Origin of the sequence: uncultured Maribacter sp. (assembly GCF_947495965.1) — a bacterium.
Taxonomy (GTDB): domain Bacteria; phylum Bacteroidota; class Bacteroidia; order Flavobacteriales; family Flavobacteriaceae; genus Maribacter_B.
In genome coordinates this window covers 1-21184 of record NZ_CANMBB010000007.1, presented here as the reverse complement: position 1 = coordinate 21184, position 21184 = coordinate 1, and the positions used below count along the sequence as shown (strand labels likewise).

Annotated in this window: 19 protein-coding genes; 11 read left to right on the top strand and 8 right to left on the bottom strand. The window is 31.8% G+C overall.

Going from position 1 to position 21184, the window contains the following annotated elements:
* Positions 1-390: 390 nt before the first annotated feature.
* Genes Q0820_RS13150 through Q0820_RS13140 form a run of 3 tightly spaced genes read left to right on the top strand, consistent with a single transcriptional unit; the run spans position 391 to position 6910 of the window.
* The gene (locus tag Q0820_RS13150) at positions 391-3489 is read left to right on the top strand and encodes a TonB-dependent receptor (RefSeq protein WP_298488107.1); all 3099 of its coding nucleotides are present in this window, start codon (positions 391-393) and stop codon (positions 3487-3489) included.
* A gap of 15 nt (positions 3490-3504) precedes the next feature.
* Complete coding sequence (locus tag Q0820_RS13145; protein ID WP_298488105.1) at positions 3505-5232, top strand: RagB/SusD family nutrient uptake outer membrane protein; 1728 nt, start codon at positions 3505-3507, stop codon at positions 5230-5232.
* Positions 5233-5248: 16 nt separating this feature from the next.
* A complete protein-coding gene (locus Q0820_RS13140) occupies positions 5249-6910 on the top strand; it encodes a hypothetical protein (protein ID WP_298488103.1) in 1662 nt (553 codons plus the stop codon).
* Between the two features lie 92 nt (positions 6911-7002).
* Here Q0820_RS13140 and Q0820_RS13135 read toward each other — a convergent pair whose 3' ends face one another.
* Positions 7003-7590 carry a porin family protein gene (locus Q0820_RS13135; RefSeq protein ID WP_298488101.1) on the bottom strand — a complete coding sequence of 196 codons (588 nt, stop codon included), beginning with the start codon at positions 7588-7590 and terminating at the stop codon, positions 7003-7005.
* Between the two features lie 223 nt (positions 7591-7813).
* Between Q0820_RS13135 and tgt the strand changes: the two genes are divergently transcribed.
* The 7 genes from tgt to Q0820_RS13100 all read left to right on the top strand — a co-directional run bounded on the left by tgt (position 7814) and on the right by Q0820_RS13100 (position 15411).
* A complete protein-coding gene (tgt, locus tag Q0820_RS13130; protein WP_298488100.1) occupies positions 7814-8944 on the top strand; it encodes a tRNA guanosine(34) transglycosylase Tgt in 1131 nt (376 codons plus the stop codon).
* Positions 8945-10027: an LptF/LptG family permease gene (locus Q0820_RS13125; protein WP_298488099.1), complete on the top strand. Its 1083-nt coding sequence runs from the start codon at positions 8945-8947 to the stop codon at positions 10025-10027. It begins immediately after the preceding gene.
* Entirely contained in the window at positions 10014-10898 is an 885-nt protein-coding gene (locus Q0820_RS13120; RefSeq protein ID WP_298488098.1) for a DMT family transporter, read from the top strand. Before Q0820_RS13125 ends, Q0820_RS13120 begins: the two co-directional genes overlap by 14 nt.
* Before the next feature lie 63 nt (positions 10899-10961).
* Positions 10962-11915, top strand: coding sequence for an acetyl-CoA carboxylase carboxyltransferase subunit alpha (locus Q0820_RS13115; protein ID WP_298488097.1), 954 nt, complete (start codon positions 10962-10964; stop codon positions 11913-11915).
* 167 nt (positions 11916-12082) lie between these two features.
* Positions 12083-13627 carry a replicative DNA helicase gene (dnaB, locus tag Q0820_RS13110; protein ID WP_298488096.1) on the top strand — a complete coding sequence of 515 codons (1545 nt, stop codon included), beginning with the start codon at positions 12083-12085 and terminating at the stop codon, positions 13625-13627.
* 82 nt (positions 13628-13709) lie between these two features.
* Entirely contained in the window at positions 13710-14972 is a 1263-nt protein-coding gene (locus Q0820_RS13105; protein ID WP_298488095.1) for an asparagine synthetase B, read from the top strand.
* 256 nt (positions 14973-15228) lie between these two features.
* Entirely contained in the window at positions 15229-15411 is a 183-nt protein-coding gene (locus tag Q0820_RS13100) for a helix-turn-helix domain-containing protein (protein ID WP_298488094.1), read from the top strand.
* Here the strand turns inward: Q0820_RS13100 and Q0820_RS13095 are convergent.
* Positions 15408-16202, bottom strand: coding sequence for an HAD family hydrolase (locus tag Q0820_RS13095; protein ID WP_298488093.1), 795 nt, complete (start codon positions 16200-16202; stop codon positions 15408-15410). The genes Q0820_RS13100 and Q0820_RS13095 overlap by 4 nt on opposite strands.
* A gap of 74 nt (positions 16203-16276) precedes the next feature.
* On the opposite strand from Q0820_RS13095, the gene Q0820_RS13090 reads away from it, so the two are divergent.
* On the top strand, positions 16277-16699 hold the full coding sequence (locus Q0820_RS13090) for a secondary thiamine-phosphate synthase enzyme YjbQ (protein WP_298488092.1): 423 nt from the start codon (positions 16277-16279) through the stop codon (positions 16697-16699).
* 56 nt (positions 16700-16755) lie between these two features.
* On the opposite strand, the gene Q0820_RS16985 is transcribed toward Q0820_RS13090, so the two are convergent.
* The 6 genes from Q0820_RS16985 to thrS all read right to left on the bottom strand — a co-directional run bounded on the left by Q0820_RS16985 (position 16756) and on the right by thrS (position 20876).
* Positions 16756-16920: a hypothetical protein gene (locus Q0820_RS16985; RefSeq protein ID WP_366941661.1), complete on the bottom strand. Its 165-nt coding sequence runs from the start codon at positions 16918-16920 to the stop codon at positions 16756-16758.
* 76 nt (positions 16921-16996) lie between these two features.
* Positions 16997-17467 carry a gluconokinase gene (locus Q0820_RS13085; RefSeq protein WP_366941660.1) on the bottom strand — a complete coding sequence of 157 codons (471 nt, stop codon included), beginning with the start codon at positions 17465-17467 and terminating at the stop codon, positions 16997-16999.
* A gap of 124 nt (positions 17468-17591) precedes the next feature.
* Positions 17592-17936: a 50S ribosomal protein L20 gene (gene rplT, locus Q0820_RS13080; RefSeq protein WP_121067905.1), complete on the bottom strand. Its 345-nt coding sequence runs from the start codon at positions 17934-17936 to the stop codon at positions 17592-17594.
* A 94-nt stretch (positions 17937-18030) separates the two neighbouring features.
* Positions 18031-18228 (bottom strand): 50S ribosomal protein L35, encoded by a 198-nt coding sequence (gene rpmI, locus Q0820_RS13075; RefSeq protein WP_121067903.1) that lies wholly within the window; start codon positions 18226-18228, stop codon positions 18031-18033.
* Positions 18229-18345: 117 nt separating this feature from the next.
* A complete protein-coding gene (infC, locus tag Q0820_RS13070; protein WP_262697348.1) occupies positions 18346-18894 on the bottom strand; it encodes a translation initiation factor IF-3 in 549 nt (182 codons plus the stop codon).
* A gap of 41 nt (positions 18895-18935) precedes the next feature.
* Entirely contained in the window at positions 18936-20876 is a 1941-nt protein-coding gene (thrS, locus tag Q0820_RS13065; RefSeq protein ID WP_298488091.1) for a threonine--tRNA ligase, read from the bottom strand.
* Positions 20877-21184 lie beyond the last annotated feature (308 nt).

The window sequence follows — 21184 nt, the reverse complement described above, 5'->3', positions numbered from 1 at the left end:
TGTTTTTCAACAGTAAGACATATTTATTTAAAATGCTTATAATCAGAATTTTGCATTCTATTTAGGGCTATTATTTACTACTAAATACATTTTATTTACTAGTGTATACAATTTTATTTTATAAAAACTCAAATTTTATAAAGTGAAATTTATGTTAAAAAATCATCAGTAGATAAATACATTTTGTTTCAACATAGAGACAGAATGTAATAGCATATTTTCTATAAAAAAATAAACTAAACTTAAACTAATGAGAAACATTGTAATGAAAGAAAGGAGTAACAAAAAGTACCTTAAAAAATAGCACTACTTCCTAACAAACATAGGATAATTAAAGGAGTAAAGTAGTCTATTGTTTTACTAAAACAAATAACAATAAAAACTAACTAAATGAAAATAAAAAAGAATATGAATAGCTTGGTAACAAGGCATAAAGGAGCATTGTTACTTATTATACTTCTTTTATTAGGAGTAAATAATTTACAGGCGCAAGAAACTATTATTAATGGTACTGTTTTAAGTGCCGAAGACGGGTTGCCACTTCCAGGGGCTAATGTTGTTGAAAAAGGAACCAATAATGGAGTGGTAACAGATTTTGATGGGAATTATAGTATAAAAGTGTCTAATACTTCAGGTAGCCTAAACTTTTCTTATATAGGATACAAGAGAAAAACGGTTGCAATAAACGGTAAGACAACTATAAACGTAAACATAGAGGTTGATGCTTCAGAATTGGAAGAGGTAGTTGTAATTGGATATGGTACTGTAAAGAAAAAAGAATTAACAGGTGCTGTTGCTCAGGTAAAAGCAGAAGCTATAGAAAATTTTGTAAGTTCAGATTTAGCATCTACATTACAAGGACAAATTGCTGGTGTTAGTGTTGTTTCTGGTAGTGGTGCTCCTGGAGAATCATCAAGTATACAAATTAGAGGTATTACTTCTTTAAGTGGTACAAATACACCATTATTTGTTGTAGATGGTATTCCACAAAATGGAGATCCTAGGTTAAGTCCTAATGAAATTGAAACAATAGATGTATTAAAAGATGCTGCTTCTACAGCTGTATACGGTACTCGTGGTGCGGCAGGTGTAATATTAATTACAACTAAAAAAGGAAAAGAAGGGAAAGTCTCTGTTACTTTTGATACTTCTTATGGAATACAAAGATTAGGGGAAGGAGTTCCTTTAATGAATACCCAGGATCAATTATTTTTTAATTTAAATGTATTTGACTATACAGTTAATAATTTTGATCCAGGGCCAGTAAACAATCCAGAGTGGTTAAATAATGATAATAAATTTGATGATTATGTTTTAGTGGATAATGCAGCTACTACACAGCATAATTTAAATATAACAGGAGGTTCAAAAGACTTTTCTTATAATGCTGTTGTTGGTTATTTTAATCAAGAAGGAACTCTAATAAATTCAGGGTTTAAGAGGTATAATGCTCGTGCTAGTACAAGTTATACTTCTGATCATTGGAGAATTAATGGGAGTATTGCGTTTTCTTTAGAAGATCGTAGGGTAACTAGTGAAGGCTTAATTGTAAATGCGCAAAGGTATGCTCCGTATTTTCCAGAAGTAGATCCAGATTCAGATGTCGTTTTTACTAACGGTAGTGGAGGTGTTACAACGCCTTTAAATATTTTAGCATCAGCACTTAAGAAAAAAGATAATAGAAATAGTGATCGTATTAACGGTAGTTTAAGTGTTAGTAGAGACTTAACAGAATCTTTGAGTTTTACGTCAAGAGTTGGTACTGCAATTGTGCATAACATAAGGAATGAGTTTGTTCCTAGGTATGAAGTAATTGATATTACAGACAATTCTAGTGAAGTAGACCCTACCAAAAGTTGGGTGCTAAATAATACAACAAGAACTACTAAGTTTTCTTGGGATGGTAGTCTTAACTATAGCAAAAAGTTTGGTAATCATAATGTAAATGCACTTACAACTTTGTCTTTAGATGAAGATAGTTTTGAAAACTTTACTGCATATAAGCAAGGTGTTGCTAATAATAATATAGAGATATTAAATGGTACAACTGTAAATCCAGATGCATATAATGAATTAGATAACTACAAAAGATCATTAATTGGTATGTTAGGAAGAGTTAGGTATGATTATAAAGGAAAGTATCTTTTACAAGGTGTAATTCGTAGAGATGGATCTTCAAAATTTGCACCAGGTAATAGATGGGGTGTTTTTCCTTCTGTTTCTGCAGGTTGGAATGTATCTGATGAAAAATTTTGGGAGTCTTTAGACCCTATTTTTAACGCCTTTAAAATTAGAGCTAGTTATGGAGAAATAGGAAATGATAGTTTTCCTGATTATGAGTATGCAAGTACTATAGAACAAAGTAGAGATTATATTTTTGATGAAAACGATGGAAACGTAAACTTTGGTACAGCAGTTTTATCCTATGCAAACTCAAATGTTAAATGGGAAACATCTGTATCTAAAAACATTGGGGTTGATCTAGGGTTCTTTAATAACAAATTAACTATAACCGCAGATTATTATGATACCCAGAAAGAGGATATGTTATTTCCGGTTACTTTACCTGGTTCTTCAGGAGCGTATTATGATAATAACTTAACCTTAAATGTTGGAGATATGCAAAATAGAGGCTTTGAACTTGCAGCAACATATAGAACAGATATTGGTAAGAGTAAATTAAGTATGAACGCTACATTTTCTAAAAATGAAAATGAAATTACAAAAATGGCTGGAGCAGACTTAATATATAACTCTAATTCTACACTAATTTCTGGAGATGGAGCATCGGCAGTAAGTGTTTTGGCAGAAGGTTATGAAGTAGGTTCTTTCTTTTTATATGAAACAAATGGAGTTATACAGGACCAGGAAACTTTAGATGAGTATAGACAGTTTAATTCTAGATCTAATGCCCAATTAGGAGATTTAATTTATGTAGATACAAATGGAGATGGCGATATTTCCGTAGCAGATAGAAGCTATAAAGGAAGTGCTTTACCAGATTTTGAAATTGGGTTTAATTTAAACTGGATGTACAAAAACTTTGATATGTCTATGAATTGGTTTGGTACTGTTGGTTCAGAAATTTTAAATGGAACAAGAGCTGCAACATATAGTAACGGTAGGCATCAAGATTTGGTTAATATGTGGACTCCAAATAATCCAACATCTAATATTCCATTATATCAAGGGAATTCTAAAAGTGGTTCTAATAATTATGTTGGTACTACAGATTACTGGTTAGAAAAAGGAGACTATTTGCGTCTAAAGTTAATCACTTTAGGGTATACGCTTCCACAGGATGTTTCTGATAAAATTGGTATTTCTAGATTACGCTTATATGTAACTGGGCAAAACCCAATTACAATTACTAATTATAAAGGGTATGATCCAGAAGTAGGAGGTAGCAATGTAGCAAGGAGAGGGCTAGATGTATCTAGATACCCAGTATCTGCACTTTACACTTTTGGAGTTAAACTTACATTTTAATAAAAAAACGTAAACATGAAAAAAAATATATTACAAATTATTAGTATGGTTGTTTTGCTTATTTCTGCGCAATCATGTTCTGATTCTTTAGAGGAGACAAACCCTAATAGCGTTTCTACAGATGTTTATTGGTCTACCCTAACAGAATCTAATGACAACCTTACCTCTGTGTACGGAGCAATGTTAAATCATTTTATATGGTTTTTTGATGTAGATGCTTTTACGAGCGATATGGCTTTTCCTTCAGACAGGAGAAATCCAAGAGGTAGTTATACGCCCTTTTACCAACAAAGGTTTTCTAATACCAATAAAGAGCTTACGCAAAGGTGGGATGCTTTATATCAAGTAGTTTTTAGATCTAATCAAGTTATAGATGGCCTTAACGGTATGAATGATGATTTAAAAAGTCAGCCAGGATGGACAGAACAAATGGCACAAGCACGTTATTTTAGAGGGTTAGCACATTTTTATCTTCATTCTACATATAACGAGGGGAAAATAATTATTAGAGATTTTATTCCAGCAAGTTCAGAAGAATTTTCTTTAGCTACTTCTAGTTCAGATGATGTCATCGCTTTTTTTAGAGAAGATTTAGAGTATGCTTATGATAATTTGCCAGCTTCTTGGGAACAAAAAACTAGAGTTTCTGCTGGTAATGCCGCATTTAACCTTGGAAAAAGTTATTTGTATAATAAGGAGTATGATAAAGCAATTCCATTTTTAAAAGATGTAATTGAAAATTCTGAGTATGGCTATAGATTATTAGATGGGGAAGATATTAATCTTTTATTTACAGAAGCAGGAGATTATAATGACGAATCTATTTTTGAGCTAAATTATTCTGATAAACAACAAACAGAAGAAAGCCAGTGGGATGAAGAAAGTTTTAATAATAGATGGGGAAGATATTTTGGTCCACAATCTGGTTTAAAAATTGGAGGAGGTAATTCTTGGGTTATTCCTTCTGCCTGGCTTACAAATGAGTATTTACAAGAGCCTTTAGACATTGATGATGCTAGAAATTATGTAGATAATGGTTCTGGAGGTCTTGCACTTCGAAGTGTATCTCTTAGATGCTCTCAATTAGTAGCTGTAGTTAATGACGAAGACACAGAATATTATTTACAGCCAAAAGCAAATTCTTTTTATGGTTTTGGAAATACTAAATTTTCAAATTTTAAGAAGTATTCTAATCACGATAAAAGTGTATCGGAAAATGAAGTCTTAGGCATTAACTGGAAATCTGGTAAAAATGTGATTGTAGATAGAATTGCGGATGCGTATTTAATGCTTGCAGAATGTATTCTTCAAGATAGTGGAGATGTTAGTGCTGCTTTAAATTATATAAACCCAATACGTAAGAGATGGGGGGTAGTACAGTTAGAAGCAGCGGATTACGATGCAACTACTTTAATGGAGCACATTATGTATAAAGAAAGACCATTAGAATTAGCGGTAGAAGGGTATAGTACACGTAACATAGATTTAAGAAGATGGGGTATTACTAAGACTCGTTTAGAAGAACTGGCAGCACAAGACTGGAATTTAGTAGAGTATGTATCTCCAGATGGCACAAAATTTCCTAAAAGTTTAATTCAAGAAGGATTAAGCCCAGATCCATCAGACAATACTATTACTATTAAAGAATATGTAGATGCGGCAAATAATTATCAAGATAATTTACATGCGTATTGGGAATTACCATTAAGCGAGGTTCTTAATAATCAACAATCGTCTAATTAATTTTAAAATATATAAAATGAAAAAAATAATAACCGGTTCAATATTATTGCTAGCTTTTGTGATAGCAGTGAGTTGTGAAGAAGAGGACTACGAAGCTCCTTACAATGATTATTCTAGCTTTTCATGGTATTCAAGTAATGAGTTTGATGAAGCGGATAAGGTGTTAAATATTAATGATTACATTTCTTATGTAGATTTATCAAGAAATGCCGTAAGTCATAAATGGACAATACCTGCATCTGCTAAATTTTTAAATAAAGAATTTACACCTAATGATTCTATTTATGAACCATTTATTCTTAACAACGCAAATACCTCAGAGGAATATGGAATAAATGTTCTTTTTCAACAGTCAGGCCTACAGGAGGTTAAATTGTATAATACCTATAAAGACTCTGTTGCAGAATCTGTGAAAAGTGGAGATGTATGGGTTGTAGATAAAACTTTTGTGGTAGATGTTTATGCCGATTTAAATCCAGAATGTAAAATTATACATAATGGTGTAGAAGTATTACGTTTAAATGCATCTGATATGCCATCAATAGATAATCAAGCCTCTTGGCCTGAATATGCTATAGAAGCGGGAGATGAATTACAATATATAGATTTATCTACTATTGGAAGACCTACAGGAGTTAAATTTTATTTAGATGGAGGAGCACCAGATACAGGTAATAGAGATACACTTTCAGTAAAGTATAATAAACTTGGAGATTTTACTTCTTGGATGGAGTCTATTAGAGCAGGAGATTCAGTTCCTAAGAAAACTATAGAAAAGCTAATACCCTTGAATATTAAAGTAATTCCATCTACAAAACCTTTTGTATTTAATGGAGACTTTATTGATCGTGTTAGTGAAACAGTTCTATCTTTTCCAGTAACTGGAGAAGTAGCATCTGTTATAGGGCAAGCAGATAATTTTACGGTTCATGTAACGAATGCAGATGCCGGGTATGATCAAGATATTGCTGTACAATCTGTAGCGATAAATTCTGATGATGCTACAAAAATTGAGCTTACATTAGCAGAACGTATATATAATTCGGATGAAGTTGAGGTATCCTTTGCTTCAGGAAACATAACATCTGTAGATGAGAGAGTTTTAGAAGATTTTGGACCAGTACAACTAAAAACTACTTTTGAAGGTGTAATGGATGCAGAGTTTTCTGGTTACGAAAAACCTTATGTGTCTGGAAATTTATATAAGCTAGCAAATACTAGTGGACACTTTGCGCAACATAATGGAAACTCAGCAGCAGGGCCATTATATTACTGGAGAGATGAAAGTTTTAAGCAATCTGGAAATAGTTCTATGAAGTTTGAAACTCCAGTCACAGGTATTACAGTTCTTGCAAGATTGCAAGGGGCTGGTTTTGGGACATTACCAGCAATTTCGGCAGGAACCTATAGACCATCTGTTTGGGTATATTTAGAACCTGGTAATACAATGACATCCTTAGATTATAATTTTACTTCTATACCAGAGATTTTTACATTTAATTTAGATGGAGTTACAAGAGGTGTTTGGACAAGATTAACATTAGAACCTGTTATACTTTCAGAAGAATTAAGTGGAGGAAGGTTAGATATAAATATTAGAAATACAGGGCAAGAAGATGCTATAGTTCAAAAACTTTGGTTAGATAATTTTGATATGCTAGAAGTAGAAGTAAGATAACTATAATCTTATTTATAATTTTTACTAAATAATAAAACGCCTGTTATAACAATTTATAACAGGCGTTTTTATTTATGAAGTATAGGGTGTGGTCAGAGCTTAATAGATAAATTAAGAATTATTTGATCTGGTCTTACATCTATTCTACTGGCTTGTAATGTAGTAATGTTTGTATTAATAAAACTAGCTTCATTACTACTTAAGCCTCTTTCATACCTCACATCTATCCCTAACTTTCCTAAATTTACTCCCGCACCAATGTGTAAGCCAACAGAAAAGTCATTCTCTACATCATTTATGGTAATGCCATCAAATTCTGTATCTAATATATATTGAAAAGCAGGCCCTGCAAAAATATGTAGAGGACCAATTATTTTTGTGCCAACAAGAACAGGAGCATCTAGTTTACTCATGTTAAACTTGTCCCCATCATAATCAGATTTTGTTCTGGTATATAATAATTCTGGTCTTACATAAAAGCGTTTTCCAACTTTACCATAAATACCAATATGATACCCTATGTTTCTATCAGGGTTTTCAGCTGCATTAGAGGCAGATTCAAAATAATCACCATTAGCACTATAATTAAGTCCGCCAGTGATACCAAAACCGGCTTCTTTTTGAGAAAATACAGAAATGCTAAACAAAGCACATACTGCTACTAAAAGAATTCTTTTCATAATTTCATTTTTTATAATTCAACAGCAGCAATAATGATACCATTGTTATTTTTCGTCTCTACTACCAGAACGCAAGGCATTGTTCTTTATTGTTAAAATAAAAAGGAGCAAAAATATTTAACATTTTAAAATAACAAATTAACGGTACTAGATTTAATCTTTATCCTTTTCTTAAGTTTTTTATGCGCTATAGTTGATTATATTTGTGTTCTTAAATAAAGATTTGAAATTTACATTATACCATACCGATCCTCTAAGTAAAGCTAGAGCAGGAACAATGGTCACCGATCACGGGACTATAGAAACTCCAATATTTATGCCTGTAGGTACAGTAGCATCTGTAAAAGGAGTACATCAGAAAGAATTAAGAGAAGAAATTAAACCAGACATTATTCTTGGGAATACCTATCATTTATTCTTAAGACCTAAAACGCCAATTTTGCATAAAGCAGGAGGCTTACACAAATTTATGGGTTGGGATGGTAATATTTTAACCGATAGTGGTGGGTATCAAGTATATTCTCTTTCATCTAACAGAAAAATAAAAGAAGAAGGCGTTAAGTTTAAATCGCATATAGACGGTTCTTACCATATGTTTACGCCAGAAAATGTAATGGAAATACAAAGAACCATTGGTGCAGATATTATCATGGCTTTTGATGAGTGTACGCCATACCCATGCGATTATAAATATGCAAAACGATCTATGCATATGACACATAGATGGTTGGATCGTTGTATAACACATTTAGATAAGACGCCTTTTGTGTATGACTATTCGCAAACCTTTTTCCCAATTGTTCAAGGGTCTACTTATAAAGATCTAAGAAGACAATCTGCAGAATATATTGCTAATGCTGGAGCAGAGGGTAATGCCATAGGCGGATTATCTGTAGGAGAACCAGCAGAAGAAATGTATGGTATGACCGAGGTTGTTTGTGAAGTACTTCCAGAAGACAAACCAAGATATTTAATGGGAGTAGGAACCCCAATAAATATTTTAGAAAATATAGCGTTAGGTATAGATATGTTCGATTGTGTTATGCCAACACGTAATGCAAGAAATGGAATGTTATTTACTTCTCATGGTACCATTAATATTAAAAATAAAAAATGGGAAGATGATTTTTCTATGCTAGATCCAGAAGGGACTACGTTTGTAGATAGGGAGTATACCAAAGCATATTTAAGACATTTATTTGCAGCTAATGAGTATTTAGGAAAACAAATAGCAACCATACACAATTTAGGGTTTTATATATGGCTTGTAAGAGAAGCTAGAAAACATATTTTGGCAGGTGATTTTAGAATTTGGAAAGATACTATGGTGAAACAAATGGATAAAAGATTGTAAATGCTTACCATACTAGATAGATATATTTTAAAAAGATATTTAGCAACTTTCTCTGTAATGTTGCTGCTTTTTATTCCTATTGGTATCATGGTTAATTTTGCGGAGCAGAATGGAAAAATGTCTGCAAATAACGCTCCTGTCAATGAGATACTTATATATTATATGCATTTTACAATATATATAGGTAGTTTATTGTTCCCTATATTTCTATTTCTATCGGTTATTTATTTTACCTCTAAACTTGCTAATGATACCGAAATTGTAGCAATTCTTAGTTCTGGAGTTTCCTATAATAGGTTTTTAAGACCTTATATTATAGGAGCAACTTTAGTTGCTATTCTTATGTTTGTTATGGGAATGTTTTTAGTACCTAAAGCAAGTGTAGGTTTTAATGAGTTTAAATATAAATATCTAAAAAAGGGAAAGCAAGATCGTGTAACAAATAATATATACAATCAGCTTAATGAAACCGATTTTATTTATATAAGTAGTTTTGAGCCAGCAAGGCAAAATGGAAAAAATTTTACTTTTGAGCGTTTTGATGAAAAAAATAATTTAAAATTTAAAATAGCAGCAAGTAATATTAGATGGGTAGAAAAAGATAGCTTGTATAGACTTACATCTTATAGGAAAAGAACTATTGTAGGAGACTCTGCAATTTTAGAAAGTAAAAGAAGATTAGATACTTTATTTACTTTTAAAATAGATGATCTAACTCCAGTTTCCTATGTAGCAGAAACCAAAAATTTATTCCAACTTAATAAATTTATAGAGGAGCAAAAAAGAAAAGGTGCGTCTAATATTAATACTTACATTTTAGTAAAATATAAACGTTGGGCTTTGCCGTTAACAGCATTTATATTAACAATAATTGCCGTTGCAGTATCTTCTGTAAAAAGAAGAGGTGGTATGGGGGTAAATCTTGCTTTTGGTATTCTCGTAGCTTTTGTATTCGTTTTTTTTGATAAAGTATTTGGAACCTTAGCAGAACAATCCGGTTTTTCACCATTACTAGCAGTAATTATACCAAACGTACTTTTTAGTGCGCTTGCATTTTATTTGTTGCAAAATGCAAAACGATAAATTAAAAAATTTAGTCCATCTACATTTTATAGTTTTTGTATGGGGTTTTACCGCAATTTTAGGTAAGCTAATAACTATAGATGCATTGCCACTTGTTTGGTATAGAATGGGTATAGCATCTATCTTAATTATCTTATACACCTTAGTAAAGAAAATTAGGGTTAAAGTACCCAAAAAAACGCTTTTAACAATGATTTTAGGCGGTATAGTTGTAGCACTCCATTGGGTTACTTTTTTTATGGCGATAAAAGTTTCTAATGTATCTATAGCTTTAGCAACTTTATCTATTGGAGCTTTTTTTACGGCTATTTTAGAGCCAATTTGGTATAAGAGAAAAATAATTAAATATGAGATTCTTTTTGGATTACTAGTTGTTATAGGTTTATATTTTATTTTTAGGGTAGACACCTCTTATTTATATGGAATGATTTTAGCAGCTATTTCCGCTTTTTTAGCAGCAACCTTTTCTATAATTAATGGGAAACTAGTGCAAAAAGAGAAGCCGTCTATAATAGCAATGGTAGAGCTTAGTACAGGTGTCGCATTTTTATCTATATATTTTCTTTTTACAAATACATTTACAGCAGATTTTTTTCAAATATCAGTAAAAGACTGGTTTTACTTATTTATATTATCTTCTATATGTACTGCCTATGCGTTTATTGCTGCAGTAAAAGTGATGCGTTTTTTAACACCATATACCGTAATGCTTACTACAAATTTAGAACCAGTGTATGGTATATTAATGGCATTGGTATTATTAAGAGAAAGTAAAGAGATCAATTCTATGTTTTACGTAGGCGCGCTGATTATACTTACAACTGTAGTTGCTAACGGAATTCTTAAAAATAGAAAGAAATTAAAGAAGTAGTAGCACAATCGTTACCATTAAAGCTTTATATTTGTTCTCTAAACTAACAAAAATTACTTTTTTATGGAGTATTTGGATTTTGAACTTCCAATTAAAGAACTAGAAGAGCAGTTAACCAAGTGTGTTATTATTGGAGAAGAGAGTGATGTTGATGTAACACAAACTTGTAAAAAAATTGAAAAAAAGCTTTTAGAGACTCGTAAAGAAATTTACAAAAATCTAACTTCTTGGCAGCGAGTACAGTTATCAAGACACCCTAATAGACCATATACACTAGATTATATTAATGCTTTATGCGGAGATACTTTCTTAGAACTTCATGGGGATAGAAACGTTGCAGATGATAAAGCTATGATTGGTGGTTTAGGAAAAATAAACGACCAAAGTTTTATGTTCATTGGCCAACAAAAAGGATACAATACTAAGACAAGACAGTACCGTAATTTTGGAATGGCAAATCCAGAAGGATATCGTAAAGCATTGCGTTTAATGAAATCTGCAGAGAAATTTAATGTACCTGTAGTGTGTTTTATAGATACCCCAGGAGCATATGCAGGAATAGAAGCAGAAGAACGCGGACAAGGAGAGGCAATCGCGCGTAATATCTTAGAAATGACAAGACTTAAAGTCCCAATCATTGTAGTTATTATTGGTGAAGGAGCTTCAGGTGGCGCATTAGGAATAGGAGTAGGAGATAAGGTTTTAATGTTAGAAAATACTTGGTATTCTGTAATTTCACCAGAATCTTGTTCTTCTATTTTATGGAGAAGTTGGGAATTTAAAGAGCAAGCTGCCGATGCTTTAAAATTAACAGCTCCTGACATGAAGAAAATGAAAATAGTAGACGAAATAGTTAAAGAACCTATTGGAGGAGCACATTCTGATAGAGAAAATACTTTTGAAGCTGTAAAGTCTAAAATATTTGAACATTTTCAAGAATTAGAAAAGTTATCACCAAAAGATTTAGTAAATAAACGTATGGACAAATATGCAAATATGGGCGTCTTTAATGGCTAACCGCATATTTTAAATACTTTCTTATAATCCGGAAAATTTAAATTCCGGATTTTTTTTGTTATCAACATAATTTTGTAACTTATTAACAGTCAATTGTTAGTGAAATGTGAATATCGTAAGCACAGAAATTCATGTTAACTAAAGGTTAATTGCATACTTTCGTACTCATGGAAAAACCGAACCCAGTTATTGGTCGTAAGATAGATAAATCTACCCTTATTAGTTTAGAAAAAGGGAAGATACCGCCTCAAGCAGTTGATTTAGAGGAGGTTGTTATTGGTGCTATGATGATTGATAAAAAAGGGGTGGATGAGGTTATAGATATTTTGCATCCAGATGTTTTTTATAAAGATGCGCATAAGTACATTTTTGAAGCAATTTTTAAATTGTTTGAAACATCGGAGCCAATAGATTTATTAACCGTTTCTACACAATTAAAGAAAGATGGTAAGTTAGAAAGTGTTGGGGGCGACTTTTACCTAATAAAACTTACTCAAAAAATAGCTTCTTCTGCACATATTGAATTTCATGCACGTATAATTCTTCAAAAATTTATACAACGTAGTTTAATCAAAATATCAGGAGAAATTATAGAATCTGCTTATGACGAATCTACCGATGTGTTTGATTTATTAGACACCGCAGAATCTAAATTATATGATGTTACACAAGGAAATCTTAAGCGTTCTGCAGAAACCGCGCAGAATTTAGTTATTCAAGCTAAAAAACGTATTGAGGAAATTGCAGGAAAAGAGGGGATGAGTGGTGTGGCATCTGGTTTTGATAAGCTTGATAAGTTAACCTCTGGTTGGCAACCGAGTGATTTAATTATTGTTGCAGCCCGTCCTGGTATGGGTAAAACTGCACTAACATTATCTATGGCAAGGAATATTGCAGTTGAATCCAAAACTGCAGTTGCATTCTTTTCTTTGGAGATGTCATCTGTACAGCTTATTACCAGATTAATTTCTTCGGAAACAGGATTATCTTCCGAAAAATTAAGAACTGGTAAATTAGAAAAGCATGAGTGGGAACAATTAAATGTAAAGGTTAAGTCTTTAGAAGCAGCTCCTTTATTTATTGATGATACACCGTCATTATCTATTTTTGACCTTAGAGCAAAGTGTCGTAGACTAGCTTCCCAGCATGATATAAAAATGATTATGATTGATTATTTGCAGTTAATGACTGCTGGTGGTAGTCAAAAAGGAGGAAACAGGGAACAAGAAATATCTACAATTTCTAGAAACTTAAAAGCATTAGCAAAGGAACTTAATGTTCCTGTTATTGCATTATCACAGTTATCTCGTGCTGTAGAAACTCGTGGTGGTAGTAAACGTCCAGTACTTTCAGATTTAAGGGAATCTGGTGCCATTGAGCAAGATGCCGATATTGTATCTTTTATTTATAGACCAGAATATTATAAGATTGATGAGTGGGATGACGAAGAACAAAGTCCTACCGCTGGCCAAGCAGAATTTATTGTTGCCAAACATAGAAATGGAGGCCTAGAAAATATACGTCTTAAATTTATTGGTAACCAAGGTAAGTTTGATAATTTAGATGATTTTGATTCTCCGTTTGAGTTTCAATCTAAAATGAATGAAGACGATGATAACCCTTTTATTACAAAGAATTTACCTAATGCCAATGAAGCATTTGGTAGTTCTATGAATGATGGTGTTCCAGAGGATAATGATGTTCCGTTTTAGATTTTAGAATAAGGTTAAGTTTCTAACTTTTATATAAACTTCTTTTTAAGTTATCTTTGGGTATAGATGATATAAAGTGTATATGAAAAAGGTAGTACTGTTTTTACTATTTGTAGTTTTTGTTTCTAAAGTAACAGCCTCTGCTATTTTAATTCCCATGGATGCAGAATTTCAAAAAAATCATCTTAAGGCATACGGGATTACTTATTGGGTTTTATCAAAACAACAAAAAGTACAGTGGTTGCTAAACTACAGAGGGGGGGCTTTTTTATTACCAGATGGCGAAGCAATACGTAAAGAATGTAAAATAAGAGGTGTTTCTTTTGAGATCTTATCTGACGGAGAAGCAAATGGAATTTTAGATGGCATAAGTAGCCCTTCTAAAAATCAAGAATCAGTAATTCTAGAAAAAGCTCCAAAAATAGCAGTATATTCTCCTAAAGGAAAACAACCTTGGGATGACGCTGTTACTATGGTTTTAACCTACGCAGAAATACCGTATGTAACTATTTATGATGAAGAGGTTTTAGAAGATAAATTAGCTTTGTATGATTGGCTACACTTACATCATGAGGATTTTACAGGGCAATATGGTAAATTTTATGGCGCTTACCGTGCAGCACCTTGGTATATGCAACAAAAAAAAGATGCAGAAGCCTTAGCCACTAAACTTGGTTTTGGTAAAGTATCTGAAGCAAAAAGAGCGGTAGCTTTAAAAATTAGAAACTATGTAATTGGAGGCGGATTTATGTTTGCCATGTGCTCTGCAACAGATAGTTTTGATATTGCATTGGCAGCAAACGGATTAGATATTTGTGAACCAATGTTTGATGGAGACCCTTCCGAAGCTAATTACCAGAGTAAATTAGAATATAGTAAATCTTTTGCTTTTACAGATTATATTTTAGAAAGAAACCCTTTGCAGTATGAGTTTTCTTCGATAGATATGACCAGTAAAAGAAGAAAAATTCAAAAAGAAACCGATTATTTTTCTTTAATGGATTTTTCGGCTAAATGGGATCCAATACCAACGATGCTCTGTCAAAACCATACTTCTTTAGTAAAAGGTTTTATGGGGCAAACAACGGCATTTAATAGAGAGCAAATAAAACCTACAGTACTAATTTTAGGGGAAAATAAAATTAATAGCGAAGCTCGTTATATTCATGGTATAAAAGGAAAAGGGTTTTTTACTTTTTATGGTGGTCATGACCCTGAGGATTACCAACATAGAGTAGGAGACCCTAAAACAGAATTAGAGTTACATCCAACTTCTCCAGGGTATAGACTAATTTTAAATAATATATTATTTCCTGCAGCCAGAAAAAAGAAACAAAAAACGTAATAGCAGTCCATTTTAATTTATTTTCTGTTTTGTCTCTAAACACTAATTAAAAGTTTACTGTCCTTTATTCTCAATAGAATATAGCCTTTCATGATTTTTTTTGGTAGGAATTACTGATAACAAATAGCCAGAAGCAAATTGTGTTCCATTCAAATTTTTAAATTCAAAAGAAAAATGTTATTCTCATTATTTTAAGTTTTCGTATAGCTTTAAAAGTAGATGAATATATAATTTACTATTTATTTTATCTAATAGGATGTTTAAATCTACTATTTTAAAACATATAACTAAGCATAGAATGCAGAAGACAAAAGAGTTAATTAAAAAAAAAGAATATAAAATTTCTGAAATATCTTATATGGTAGACTATAAAAACCCTCAACATTTTACGGTAGCATTTAAAAAGTTTTATGGGGTTTTGCCTAGTTCGGTTATTTAGTTTAGAAGTTTTTCTAATATTCTTTCTACACCATAATCATCATTACTAGTAGTACTAAAATTTGCAACTTTTTTTACATTTTCATGAGCATTTTCCATTGCAAAACTATATTTAGACATGGCTAGCATTTCTAAATCATTATTGTAATCACCAAAAACCATTGTTTCTTCTGGTAGAATATTAATTAATTCCTGAACTTTTTGTAATGCATAACCTTTGTGCGCATTAAAGTCCGATAAGTCTAGCCAATTTTGCCCGGATACTTTTACCTTTAATTTTTTTTCTAAATGTTTTACAGCTGGGTAAATATATTTCTCTGAACTTTCAAAATGATAAATTGCAATTTTTAAAACTTCTCCAGAGTAATCTTCTAGACTGTTTAACATCTCATATTCGGAATAAAATTCTTTTAATTTATTAGCAAATTTTGTTGAAGAATTTAATAAGTAAGCTTTTTCTTTTGTGCAAAGAACAGGGTGTACATCTTTTATATTGGTAATGATTTTTAATATTTCATCTTTTATTTCAGGTTTTAGAGGGGTAGATAATAACTCTTTATTTTTTTGTTTTATAAAACCACCATTTTCTGCAATTACAATGATATCCTCTTTAATAGAGGAGAGTTTATCAATAATACTATGGTATTGTCTTCCGCTTGCTGCAACAAATTGAATGTTTTTATCTTTTAATTGTTGGTGTAATTCAAAAAAAAGGTCGCTAACTTGATGGTTAGAGTTTAGTAACGTACCATCCATATCGGTAACTACCATTTTTATTTTAGATAAATCCATTTCAATATTTTTATGCAAAGGTATTTCATTGAATTTAATTATATCTTAGTTCTTGTAAATTCATTTTTTAAAATATGAAATCTTATCAAAGAGAAATCCTGTTACCTAAATTTAAAAGAGGTTTTCATTTAATTACGGAAAGTGTTCTTGGAGCTATTCCAGAAATTAAAAATATTTCTATAGGAAACCTTCAAGTTTTTATTAAGCATACATCCGCAAGTTTAACTATTAATGAGAATGCAGATAGTACTGTGAGAGAGGATTTTGAAAGCCATATTAATGTAATGGTTCCTGAAAATGCATCCTATTATAAACATACATATGAAGGTCCTGATGATATGCCTGCTCACATAAAGGCTTCTTTAATGGGAAGCTCTATACAGATACCAATAACTAAAGGAGAGTTAAACCTAGGAATTTGGCAAGGTATTTATCTTTGCGAACATAGAGATTATGCTTCCGGAAGGTCTATTGTAATTACTGTATTTGGTAATTAAATAAAAGAATATAGTAATAGTACCATTGTTAAGACTAGTGTGTTTGCCATTCCATTCTATATTACTTGTATAATTTGCATACCATCTAACTTGACTATGAGACCAACACTAATGCTAGCAATAAGAAGAGAAATAAATGCTTGAATTTTAAAGTAAATAACTAAAACTAATAAAATTGCAATACCTATAATTACGGATAATAATAAAGTGAAGTCATTAATTTAAGCTATGCATTACTATAATCTTAATGTATAAAAGTCTAATACAATTTATTAAACAGTATTAAATAGACTCCTATTATATCTGTAATTTCTTTTTAATATCATTTATAATAACCTCAGGAGAGGTGTCAATAGAATAGTGTAGGCCATATTCAGGAACTTCTAAAGTGTTAAACTGAGATTTTAGTAGGGTAGAAGGCATAAAATGACCTTCTCTTGCTTGCATACGTTTGTTAATTAACTCTATAGATCCATTTAAGAATACCCAAGTAGTTTTGTCTGAAATATTTTTACTTAATAGTAAACGATAAGATTCTTTTAAAGCAGAACAGGCAATAATTGCTCCTTTTTCATTTGTTTTTTTTGATGCTAATTTATTTAAGGTCTGTAGCCAACCTAAACGATCGTCATCATTTAAAGGGGTCCCAGATTTCATTTTAACTACATTTGCTTCAGGGTGAAAATCATCTGCATCAAAAAATGGGATATTTGTATTTTCGGATAACAATTTGGCAATAGTAGATTTACCAGAGCCAGAAACGCCAATTACATATATTATAGGGTTGATATAGCTATATTTTAAAGTTAAGACCTAAATATACTAATATTAAATAAAAAAAATCCGATTCGTTAGAATCGGATTTTCCTTATAGTGAGATAATATTCTTAATTTATTTAACTTGCTCTACAATTGCTTTAAAAGCATCTGGGTTGTTCATTGCTAAGTCTGCTAAAACTTTTCTATTAAGTTCTATATTGTTAGCTTTTACTTTTCCCATGAACTGAGAGTAAGACATTCCATGTAATCTAGCACCAGCGTTAATTCTGGTAATCCACAAGGCGCGGAATGTTCTCTTTTTATTTCTACGATCTCTATAAGCATATAACATTGCTTTTTCAACCGCATTTTTGGCTACTGTCCAAACGTTTTTACGTCTTCCAAAGTAACCTTTGGCTTGCTTCATTACCTTTTTTCTTCGGGCTCTAGAAGCTACTGCATTTACTGATCTTGGCATAATTTAAATTGTTTTTGTAGAAGGCGATCAATTTTAATATTGATTCTTTTAATGGCCTAGCTCCAGGGTTAATAATTGTTTACCGAAAAGAATATTACTTTAAACGTAATTGTTCTTTTATACTGTTAACATCAGCTTGGTGTACCAACGCTGAGTGTGTTAACGCAAGCTTACGCTTTTTAGATTTTTTAGTCAAAATATGACTCTTAAAAGCGTGCTTTCTCTTGATTTTACCAGAACCTGTAAGCTTAAAACGCTTTTTAGCACTGGATTTTGTTTTCTGTTTAGGCATTTTCTCCTATGTATTAAATTATCTCACTTTTTTATGCTGAAACTGCCTATAAAAATATAGGCAGATATTCAGTATTCTATATAAATCTTTTAAAACCCTGATGAAGGAATTTAAAAATTATTTTTTTGTCTTAGGAGCAATAAACATTGTCATCCTTTTACCTTCTAACTTAGGCATTTGTTCTACTTTTCCTAATTCTTCTAACTCAGAGGCTAATCTAAGTAAAAGAATTTCTCCTTGATCTTTATAAACAATAGACCTTCCTTTAAAAAACACATAAGCTTTTAATTTAGCTCCTTCTTTTAAGAACTTTTCAGCATGCTTCTTTTTAAATTCATAATCATGATCGTCTGTATTAGGACCAAAACGTATTTCCTTAACCACAACTTTGGAGGCCTTCGCCTTCATAACCTTTTCTCGCTTCTTCTGCTCGTAAAGGAATTTTTTATAGTCAATAATTTTACAAACCGGTGGATCAGCTTTGGGAGAAATTTCTACCAAATCTAAACCAAGTTCTTCTGATTTTGCCATTGCTTGTTGCAATGTATATACACCAACCTCCACGTTATCACCAACTAACCTAACGTTAGGGGAAATAACGTTCTCGTTAATTTTGTGTGGGTTTTTATTTTCCCTTCTAGGTTGTGGCCTAAATCTCTTTCTAATTGCTATGACTAATATATTTTAATTAAACTTAATTATTTTTTTTAAAACGACTTTAAGGTACTATTTATTTCATTATTTACCAAGTCTGTAAACTTTTCAATGCTTATTGCTCCTATATCCTCTCCACCGTGTCTACGAACAGAAATTGTATTTCCTTCAATGTCATTGTCTCCAACAATCAGCATAAATGGTGTTTTGCTCATTTCTGCTTCTCGTATTTTTTTTCCAATAGTTTCATTTCTATTGTCTACAAGGGCGCGAATTTCGTTATTTTCTAATGAATTTAAAACTTTTTTAGCATAAATTTCATGTTTTTCGCTAACTGGTAAAATTATGGCTTGTTCAGGAATAAGCCAAAGAGGAAAATTACCACCAGTATGTTCTAGTAATAAGGCTATAAAACGTTCCATGCTTCCAAAAGGAGCGCGGTGTATCATTATAGGTCTGTGTAACTCATTATCACTTCCTTTATAAGAGAGTTCAAACCTTTCTGGAAGGTTGTAATCTACCTGAATTGTACCTAATTGCCAACTTCTGCCCAGGGCATCTTTAATCATAAAGTCTAATTTTGGGCCATAAAAAGCAGCTTCTCCACTTTCTACGATAAAATCTAACCCTTTTTCTTTAGCAGCATTTATAATTGCATTTTCAGCTTTTTCCCAATTTTCTACTTCGCCAATGTATTTTTCTGGCTTTGTTAAATCACGGACAGATACTTGTGCAGTAAAATTTTCAAAGCCTAAAGAACTTAATACATATAAGGATAGGTCAATAACATTTTTAAATTCTTGGTCCAATTGTTCTGGAGTGCAAAATATATGAGCATCATCTTGAGTAAAACCTCTAACTCTTGTTAACCCATGTAGTTCCCCACTTTGTTCGTATCTATATACAGTTCCAAATTCTGCAAACCTTTTTGGTAGTTCTTTATAGCTGTAGGGTTTGTGGTTGTATATTTCACAGTGATGGGGACAATTCATGGGTTTTAATAAAAACTCTTCATCTTCTTTTGGAGTATTTATTGGTTGAAAGCTGTCTTCGCCATATTTCGCATAATGCCCAGAAGTAACATAAAGCTCTTTTTGTCCAATATGAGGTGTAACCACCATCTCATAACCGGCTTTTTTTTGAGCTTTCTTAAGAAAATCTTCTAGACGCTCTCTAAGAGCTGCTCCTTTAGGTAGCCATAGAGGGAGTCCTTGCCCTACTTTTTGTGAAAAAGTAAAGAGCTCTAATTCTTTTCCTAGTTTTCTGTGGTCTCTCTTTTTTGCTTCTTCTAGTAAATGAAGATATTCGGTAAGCTCTTTCTGTTTAGGGAAAGAAATACCATAAATTCTAGTTAATTGTGTATTGTTTTCATCACCTCTCCAATAAGCTCCTGCAACACTTAAAATTTTTATAGCTTTTACAATGCCGGTATTAGGTATGTGTCCGCCTCTACATAAATCCGTAAAAGTATCGTGATCGCAAAAAGTAATAGTACCATCGTCTAGATTTTCTATTAACTCTACTTTATATTCATTGCCTTGTTCCTTATATAAGGTAAGCGCTTCGTTTTTAGAAACAGAACGCATTTTAAAAGCATGTTTGCCTCTGGCAATTTCAATAGCTCTTTTTTCAATAGTACTAAAATCTTTTTCAGAAAGAGTTTTTTCGCCAAAATCTACATCATAATAAAAGCCATTATCTATAGCAGGACCAATAGTTAATTTAGCTCCAGGGTAAAGTTCTTCAATTGCTTGTGCAACTATATGTGAACTAGAATGCCAAAAAGCTTTTTTTCCTTCCGCATCATTCCAGGTATAAAGTACTAATGTTCCATCTTCGTTTAAAGGAGAAACGGTTTCTAATATAGTATCATTGAATTTTGCTGAAATTATATTTCTAGCGAGACCTTCGCTTATACTTTTTGCAATATCATAAGGAGTTGTTCCTTTAGGGAACCCCTTAATTGAACCATCTGGTAAAGTAATTTTAATCATTCCTAGTTTTTAGCTAATAAAGGAACAAATATAATATGTAGTATTCAGGCGGGCAATATAGTTTGGTTCTTTTTGATAACTATCTATAATATTATAGGTAAGTGTTAAGTGAATTAGTTATTTGATGGTATGTATGTATGTATGTATGTATGTATGTATGTATGTATGTATGTATGTATGTATGTATGTATGTATGTATGTATGTATGTATGTATGTATGTATGTATGTATGTATGTATGTATGTATGTATGTATGTATGTATGTATGTATGTATGTATGTATGTATGTATGTATGTATGTATGTATG